Annotated in this window: 4 protein-coding genes and 5 pseudogenes; 3 read left to right on the top strand and 6 right to left on the bottom strand. The window is 63.4% G+C overall.

Annotated features, from left to right (window positions below):
- Positions 1 to 163: 163 nt before the first annotated feature.
- A pseudogene (locus tag MKK70_RS02895) lies at positions 164 to 741 on the bottom strand (IS3 family transposase); the annotation flags it as partial.
- Positions 742 to 828: 87 nt separating this feature from the next.
- Between MKK70_RS02895 and MKK70_RS02890 the strand changes: the two are divergent.
- Positions 829 to 1,942 (top strand): annotated as a pseudogene (locus MKK70_RS02890) (IS630 family transposase).
- Here the strand turns inward: MKK70_RS02890 and MKK70_RS02885 are convergent.
- The 4 genes and pseudogenes from MKK70_RS02885 to MKK70_RS02870 form a co-directional block, all read right to left on the bottom strand.
- Positions 1,942 to 2,244: pseudogene (locus MKK70_RS02885) on the bottom strand (transposase); the annotation flags it as partial. The pseudogenes MKK70_RS02890 and MKK70_RS02885 overlap by 1 nt on opposite strands.
- A 193-nt stretch (positions 2,245 to 2,437) precedes the next feature.
- On the bottom strand, positions 2,438 to 3,004 hold the full coding sequence (locus MKK70_RS02880) for a hypothetical protein (RefSeq protein ID WP_243945729.1): 567 nt from the start codon (positions 3,002 to 3,004) through the stop codon (positions 2,438 to 2,440).
- A gap of 259 nt (positions 3,005 to 3,263) precedes the next feature.
- Positions 3,264 to 3,923, bottom strand: coding sequence for a hypothetical protein (locus MKK70_RS02875; protein ID WP_243945727.1), 660 nt, complete (start codon positions 3,921 to 3,923; stop codon positions 3,264 to 3,266).
- A gap of 374 nt (positions 3,924 to 4,297) precedes the next feature.
- Positions 4,298 to 5,227 (bottom strand): hypothetical protein, encoded by a 930-nt coding sequence (locus tag MKK70_RS02870; protein ID WP_243945725.1) that lies wholly within the window; start codon positions 5,225 to 5,227, stop codon positions 4,298 to 4,300.
- An 890-nt stretch (positions 5,228 to 6,117) separates the two neighbouring features.
- On the opposite strand from MKK70_RS02870, the pseudogene MKK70_RS30505 reads away from it, so the two are divergent.
- Positions 6,118 to 6,919, top strand: a pseudogene (locus MKK70_RS30505) (IS701 family transposase); the annotation flags it as partial.
- A 164-nt stretch (positions 6,920 to 7,083) separates the two neighbouring features.
- Positions 7,084 to 7,380, top strand: coding sequence for a transposase (locus tag MKK70_RS30980; protein ID WP_409568238.1), 297 nt, complete (start codon positions 7,084 to 7,086; stop codon positions 7,378 to 7,380).
- Positions 7,381 to 7,636: 256 nt separating this feature from the next.
- Here MKK70_RS30980 and MKK70_RS02860 read toward each other — a convergent pair.
- A pseudogene (locus MKK70_RS02860) lies at positions 7,637 to 8,330 on the bottom strand (AI-2E family transporter); the annotation flags it as partial.

Below are 8,330 nucleotides of genomic sequence, written 5' to 3'. Positions count from 1 at the left end.
ATGCAGAGGCTGGTTTGGTCGAGAGACACATCGAGGCCAACATAGTGGAGCATGGCAGCAGCCCTTCCGGATCAGTGGATCGGTCCTGCAAGCATGCGCGACTCAGGACCGATTACGCCATCTCCCACGGGGATCCTGGCGTGATGTAGGCCGTCTTTGCTCAGACGCCGGTGATCCAAGCTCGTACGATCTTCGCAACGAACTCCGGGCCGTTATCCGAACGGATATAGCTCGGTACGCCACGCAGGATGAACAGATCTGAGAGCACGTCGATGACGTCGGTTGCCTTCAGCTTGCGGGCGACTCGGATCGCCAAGCATTCGTGCGTGAACTCGCTGCGCGGTCCTTCGGTTCGCCGACCACGGTGAGCATCCGGATCTTGCGTCCATCATGCGTGCGCGCCTCGACGAAGTCGTACGACCACACGTGATTTCGGTGTTCCGGGCGAAGACGGACGCAGGAGCCGTCGTTGTCCCAGATCCGCCCCCGCTTGGGCTGTCTGGCTGGGACCTTCAGACCCTTACGACGCCAAATGCACTCGACGCGCTTGTCGTTCACGAACCATCCGGCCGCCTTCAGCAGCGCGCTGATCTTGCGGTAGCCATAGCGTCCGTACTTCTCAGCCAACGCCGCGAGATCGGCCGTCAGCGCCTCTTCATCGTCGCGGCCCCGCGGTACCTTGCGCTGTGTCGGGCGATGCTGTCCAAGCGCCCTGCAGGCACGGCGCTCGGAGACGGTCATCGTCCGCATGATGTGCTAGTGGTTGAGCCCTGACGGTTGAGTCCGTGTGGGGTTTCGGTTTGCGCCCCATCCTGCGAGTCTGGCGGGATGCGCAGTGGCATCTCTTTCACGCTCTCCACCTCGGATCGCCTTCGGCTCGAAGCACTCGTCGCGGATCGAAACACGTCGCAGAAGCACGTCTGGCGCGCCCGTATCGTACTGCTGAGCGCCGATGGGCTGGGGACGCATGCGATCATGCGTGAGGCGGGCGTGTCCAAGACGGTGGTCTGGCGCTGGCAGGACCGCTTCGCGCAGGAGGGCGCCGATGGGCTCCTTCGGGACAAAACGCGACCGGCGCGCATCCCGCCGCTGGGGCCGGAGGTGGCGGCGCGCGTGGTGGCTCTGACGCAAGGAGAACCACCCGGCGAGACCACGCATTGGACGGCCGCCGCCATGAGCAAGGCCGCGGCCATCAGTGTCTCGTCGGTGCAGCGGATCTGGTGGGGGCACGGCCTACAGCCGCATCGAGTCCGGCAGTTCAAGCTCTCCACCGACCCGGCCTTCGCCGCCAAACTGCGCGACGGGTTCCCATCGAACTTGTTCGATGGGTGCCCTCGTCGTCGGGCTCTACGTCGACCCGCCGGCCCACGCCGTCGTGCTCTCGGTCGACGAGAAGAGCCAGATCCAGGCGCTCGCCCGCACGCAGGAGCCGTTGCCGATGAAGCCGGGCCAACCGACGACGCGCACCCACGATTACAAGCGCCGCGGCACGACGACCCTGTTTGCCGCCCTGGACGTGCTGGAGGGCAAGGTGATCGGCCGCTGCATGCAGCGCCACCGGCATCAGGAGTTCATCCGCTTCCTCAATGCGGTCGAGGCGGCGGTTCCGGTGGGCAAGATCGTCCACGCGATCCTGGACAACTATGCCGGCCACAAGCACCCGAAGGTCCGTGCCTGGCTCGACCGCCACCCGCGCTGGACCTTCCACTTCACCCCGACCTCAGCCTCGTGGCTCAATGCCGTCGAGGGCTTCTTCGCCAAGCTCGCAAAACGCCGGCTCCGACGCGGCGTGTTCGGATCGCTGATCGAGGTACAGGCCGCCATCAAACGCTTCATCGCCGAGAGCAACGGCAATCCGAAGCCCTTCGTCTGGACCGCCGACCCGGATCGCATCATCCAGGCCGCAAAGCGCGGGCACCAAGTGTTAGACTCGTACCACTAGACACAGGCGCGTCGGCGCGCCGGGCTCGAGACGTCTTCCCCGGGACGCCTCCTGCAGGATCAGCTTGTCCAGCGTCAAATCGGCGATGGCCTTTCGAAGCCGAGCATCCTCGGTCTCAAGACCTTCATCCGTCGAACTTGATCCGACTTCAGGCCGCCAAACTCACGTCGCCACCGGTAGTATGTCACCGAACTCACACCGAGCGCGCGGATTGCATCGGCCACGCTCTGGCCCTGTAAGATCAGCACGTCTGCCTGACGTAGCTTCGCGACGATCTCCTCGGGCTTCGGGTGCTTTGCCATCTTGTCCGTCCCCCAGGCTCAAAAGCCATACCAAAGGGCGGACCATCTCAATGGGGGCTGACCAATGTCGCGAACGCCAATGTCGTGAGTGTCTCGGTTGAATTCGATGATCGCGCCGTGCTCGATTGTCCCAGTGTCCGTCCGCCCTGAACGTAGCGTGCAAACGATGTGGGCCATAGCTCCGGCAGCCCGGTCAAGCGCGTTCGATCACTGAGAGTTCGCGCCCCAAATCTTCGAGGAAGGCAATGAGCACTGTGCGGACCGTCTCGCTCGTGACCTCCGGGTATTGGAGTAACGGCTCGGAGGAAGGGACAGCGCCTTCGGCGACCTGGGGCAATTCCACGAGGGTTCCCACAGCCGAGTTCCGAACGCTCCCATAGAAGCCGACGAAGCAGGACGGCCAGACCGGGGCGCCGGTTCCAGTGCGGGACGACGTGCCGCTGCAGTAGAATCGTATGCCAGGCGTAGCAAACACCGCCATTCGGTCCAGATCATCGTCTCGGACTACGGAGACGTGCCAGCCGCGCTGCCTTACCTCATTAGCGACCTCGCGCATCGTCGGCTCGATGACCGTATGCGATACGGTATCGAATCGCGCCGTTTCCGCCGCAATCGTCGCCGCCAGTGCGGGATCGTTCTCGGCGACATAGTCTAGGAACCGACGCAGCTGTTCGCGGGCGCCCTCGCGGCCTGCCTTCAAGACCTCCTCGAACGGCCAGGCTTCCTCATGGGTATCGTGATCGTCTCTGGCATCGCTCATGTTCTAACATCCTCTTTGGGGTTTGACTACTAATCAAAATTCGCCTACTGCTCTACGTTGGGCATCAATATCGGTTCGTGTTATAACAGACAAGATATGCCGACATACTTCCGCAGAAGACTTTTTGTGTGAACTGCGGATCAACTAGGCGAGTATGAAATGAAACTTGCGAAGATCTGGGTCCATAAGTCCGCAAGTGCCGCCCATTGCGCGACGGCGTCGCTCCGATCGCATTTTTCCAACTCTCAGCCGAGTCATGTCAGCCGGACAGCACCACGACGTGCAACTTCGGCTTGGATGGCTTGCGATCCGTCCATTGGAACGGGTCAACCCGGACGGTGTCGAGATCGGCGTTGTCGATGGTCCTCACCCATGTCGACGTGAGTATGATGTCCGTGGGTGCTTCACGGATGCGTGGGCTAGACCTTTGTGCTTCTGCCAGGGCGGCCTTCAGCAGTGTCCCGACGTCGACTGTGCGGCTCTCTGACAGCCGACCGAGACGGTGGCGGTAGGTTTGCATCGCAGGATCCGTCCGGAAGGCGCTCAAGTCGCTGTAATCGCCCGGCTCGAGGTTCGCGACGGGGCCGGAGATCCTGCCGTCGAACGTCTTCATCCTCCGGAGGTCGGGGATGCAGAACGGTAAGGCGATGCCATTCGCGACCACGCAGTCTAACAACTCGACGAGCACTTGCCGGTCGCAGTCCGCCAGGATGAGGGTGGCTCCGGCCTGTAGGGCTTGGAGGATGCCGAAGAGGAGTCCTTCGACGTGCTGCACGAGATCGGGTTCGTGAGGATCCTCCGGTGCACGCAGGCACATCGTCCCGATCGTCGCCCCCGAGAACGCCTTCGCTGGCACGACGAGATGGGCGAGACGCAGCGCGTCGTCCTCGAGTTCGGCTCGACGGATCGAGTCGTACATCCGACCGTCCTGCCCGCGATGGGAAACGACTCTTTCCGCGGGTGGCGAACGGTCCAACGGCCTTAGGAGGGCGTCACTCAACAGGGACATCATCCCCGCTCGTTGAAAGAAGGACCGATACGGGCCGAACGCATCCGAGGGTGGCACATGACCACGGGAGGATATCGACCGAAATCGGTCCGGCTGTCCTCCCATGAGAAAGGAACGATCGAGGTGGCCCGCGTACATGATATTCATCGGAAAATCTCGATGGATACGAAGTTTTTATTGATGGATAGTTGTATTAGTTGCATTCACATCGGCGGTGACGCGCTAACTTGGGATGATGTGATCAGATTTTATCGTAGAGGCGTGGGTCGGTTCGGGCGGGCGTGTCATCGCTCGATATCGTCTAGGTCCGGGAATTCGGACCAGAGGTCCGACTCGGTGAAACCACTTGGCCATGCATAGGCATCGATGATCCGACAGCAGAGGTCGTAGATCCACTCGCGGTCCACGCCGAACAGACGATCGAAGTGCCTGACCCGCTTCAGATCGTGCTCGCGTACACTGCGACGTGCGTCCTCGAGCGTTTGGTACCCGAAGGTGACGTGCAGGATGGCGTCCCGCACGCGGAGCCTTCGCTCGCTGATGTGGTACGGCATCACCTCCCGACGCAGCCGCTCGACGAACACGCGATAGGCGAGTTCCTCCAGGTCGAGGTCGCCGAGGGTATGCAGCACCTCGAGGGACGGCTTCCAAGGGTTCGATGCTTCAATGGCCACCACGACGTCGTCTGAACCCCCGTTCTGCGAAGCTGGTGTGATCGACGGACGATCGTTCAGCCAAAGCGCGGCCGTGGCATCGTCCCAGGTGTCCAGTGGCTTGGGCAGGCGTCGAATCGGAGGAAAGTTCTTAAGCCAAGCGACGGCATCCTTGGCCTGCCAGGCCGGATGGTGATGCCCTGCTGGTACGAGGGGCTTGTCCCAGTCCGCGAAGGCTTCTTTTGCCTCGCTCGATGGTAGTGCCGCGAGATCCTGCGCCGACAACTTCGCTAAGCCCGCCCGGACCTTGAGTGGCACCAACGCGGGATCGGCGTTTGCGGCGATCACGTTCCCCATGGCCTGGGAATGGAGCGCACCGCCAAGTTCACGTGCGACGACTGGATGTATGAGCGGTGTCGGACCTCCGACTGCCTTGATGACCTGCTTCGAGAAAATTCCATGGCGGCGAGCGAAGGCTTCCAGAATCGGTCTGGCGGCGGCGTTCGTGCGCTGGCTAACCACTTCGGAGTGGTCGAGATCGGGTTCCGAAGACCATGGCAAGGGGACGCTTCCGCCCCCTCGAAACATGTCGGCCTCCGCCGACCTCGAAGGTGACGCGGACGTCGTCGCGAAGGTATGACGCGCAGGGCGTGTCCCTCTCGATGATGACCCACGATCGCGAGGCGATGGCGCGAGCTCGCTCGCCGCGCATCCCCGTTGTACGGCGCCGGTCGCCTGAGTGTGACGACTCTCGTCATCATCGACTTCCGCCGATGTCGATGCGGAAGCACCGCCATGCAGTCTCACCACATTGCCGCGGGCGTGGTCGCCTGTCGTCGGCCTCAACGGATCGTCGGGAGAAATTCTGTTCGACACGGCGAAGATCCTGATTTGCCGACACCCAAGATGGAGACTTTCCGAGTGGGCGACTTTCTCGAGACTGAGTGTGACCGCGTAACGGGCTCTTGCAGCCGTTGCACCGATTCGTGCAACTGGAGCGATACGAGTACGACCCAGTTTTCTCCGCGGACGGTTCCTTACAGTAGTGATGATTGGCGAGTTCGTGATGTCAGGCTGCAGCTCGCCGATGGTCCCAGTATGGCGCAGTACGCCACGCAAGAGGAGTCCTAGATTTTTTCGACACCTTGAGCCGTCGAGCGGGATTTGAAAAAATACAGCCTCAACAATGGCTTGTTCGAACGGAAAGCGAAGGGAGAATTTTGCGTTCCGGCCTATAAAAATATTTCGAATCGCTGAATCGCGATCATTGATCGCCGTCCCAAAAGGGGAGGTGTCGTTACGAGTAGGCCTGCGTGCGGTCGCTCGGTGGTTCGTTTGAGCGTTCCTGGTAGGAACATGCCATTGACGAGCAGTGCCGCTTGCCCTCTGCCTCGCCGCAGCCCTCGATTGGTTCAAGCGATGACACTACCTGGACACTTTGAAGGGTCGTGATGCGTTGTCGGCCCGAGGATGGCTCGGGGGCGGCGATGGATCGGGATCGCGAGGGGACGGACGGGCTCGATACGTGGCTCGCGCCGTTTCTGGCGGCGATGGGCCTCAAGACCCGACGAACCTGGGCACCGTTCTATCTCCGGAGCCTCCTCGGCCCAGGGGATCGCAAGAGCCTTCAGCCGATGGCGGTACGGCTCGGGCTATCGGGCCACGACCAGTTGCAGCACTTCATCGCCAGCCCAGCCTGGGACGATCGCCCGCTTTGGACGGAGCTGGCCCGTCAGGCGGATCGACTGGTCGGCGGATCCGATGCCTGCCTGGTGATCGACGATACCGCCCTGCCGAAGAACGGCACGTGCTCGGTCGGGATGGCGCGCCAGTACTGCGGTGCGCTGGGCAAGCAGGCCAACTGCCAGTCTCTGGTCTCCCTCACCCTGGCGCAGGGCGAGGTGCCCGTACCGGTGGGCTTGCGCCTGTTCTCTGCCCGAGGCGTGGACGAGCGATCCGCAACGATGCGTGCAGGCCGGCATGCCCGAGGCCACGACCGCGCCGAGGAGCAAGGGTGAGATCGCGCTGTCGGAACCCGATCGCCTGCAGGCGGCCGGTCTACGCTTCGGCACGGTGCTGGCGGATGCGGGCTACGGCGTCAGCGCCGCCTTCCGTCACGGCCTGGATGCAAGGGGCCTGCGCTGGGCGGTGGGCATCGTGAAGAACCAGAAGGTCTATACAGCCGACGTGCGGCTCGTGCCGCTGACGGGGCCCGCCCGCAAGCCCTCGCCGGACCGGGAGCCGCGTGAGGCCGAGGCCGTGCTGGCCGACCTGACCTGGCGGCACATGTCGTGGCGCGAGGGTACCAAGGGCAAGCTCTCGGCCCGGTTCGCCGCCATCCGGGTGCGGGCCGGTGACGGTCCGGTCTGGGGCAACAACCGGCATCTGCCGGGCGCGAACGTCTGGCTCGTGGGCGAGTGGCGCTCGTCGGGCGAGCGAAATACGACCTGTCCAACCTGCCGCCCGAGACGGCACGGCGTGCCCTGGCAAACACGATCAAGACGCGCTGGGTCTGCGAGCAGGCCCACCAGCAGCTCAAGGCAGAACTCGGCCTCGACCATTTCGAGGGACGGTCCTGGACCGGGCTGCATCGACACGCGCTGATGACGTGTATCGCCCGCACCTACCTGCAGCACCTTCGCCTCGCCGAACATCGTCGGACGGGGCGGGGAAAAAATGACGACCCGCCTTCCGGGGCCGCCGCCATCACCTAGCCTGCCCGCCGTGCGCCAGGCCATCATCGGTCAGCTGTTCGCCAGCCTCGTCCCGCCCGTTCTATGTCCGCACTACCGAAGGAACTTCAGGCTGCCCTCTAACATCAAAGCGCCCAGGTAGTGCTAGCTGATAGCCGAACCAAAGATCCGCTTTTTGACACCAAAGTTGTATACTGAGGCAACCTAGAGTCATGCGAGACGGTCCGTCCCTGGATGGGCCGTTCCGCAGGTCGCCAAGCATAGAACTTGATCGGGTTCAGACCGCTGGTCTTGCCTCGGTGCGTTCGCCCGTGGCCGTCTGCAGGCACGCTTCGACGGCGTCCCGCAGCGACGACACGTAGGCATCGGCCCCGACTTCGCGACCGAGAGCGGCGTCGGTCAACACCTTCTCGCCGGTCGGCCAAAGCCCCACCAGCACGGGGACGCCAGGCGCGCGGCGCCTCAGACGCTCCAGCAGGTAGCGCAGGTGCGACGGGTTGCCGGTGATGTCGAGATAGGAGATGCACACCATCGCAACGCCCGATAGGTCCAGGCCAGCGATGCCCTCACGCGAGGCAGCCTGGTACGGCGTCACGCGACCGCCAAGTCCATGCTTCCTGAGCAACTGGGCAAGCATGGCGGACGAGGCCTCGTCCAGCGGGCCGCGCCCGGCCAGGCATAGCACCGGCTCCTCGCCCTGCCAGGCTTCCGGAAGGGTGTCCCGCGGCGGCGCCTGCCCCGGCACCGCCTCGTTCTTCGGGTGGCTCCGTTCGGCCAACGTCGGTGTCTCGCCGGGATTGGCAACCTTGGCGTCCTGCGCCGGCGCGGCATCGGGATGGTCCTCGAAGTCCTCGACGAGGGAGCGCGCTGAGGCGCGGATGTTCTCTAGCTGGGCCGGGGTGACGACTCCGCGGGCGTAGTCGTTGGCGGCGAGCTGCAGGCCCTTGAGCGCCACCTCGTCGTAGTACGAC

It is taken from the genome of Methylobacterium sp. E-041, assembly GCF_022829665.1.
In the GTDB taxonomy this organism is placed as follows: Bacteria; Pseudomonadota; Alphaproteobacteria; order Rhizobiales; family Beijerinckiaceae; genus Methylobacterium.
The sequence above is the reverse complement of the archived record's forward strand: the minus strand, read 5'-3'. Positions and strand labels throughout refer to the sequence as shown.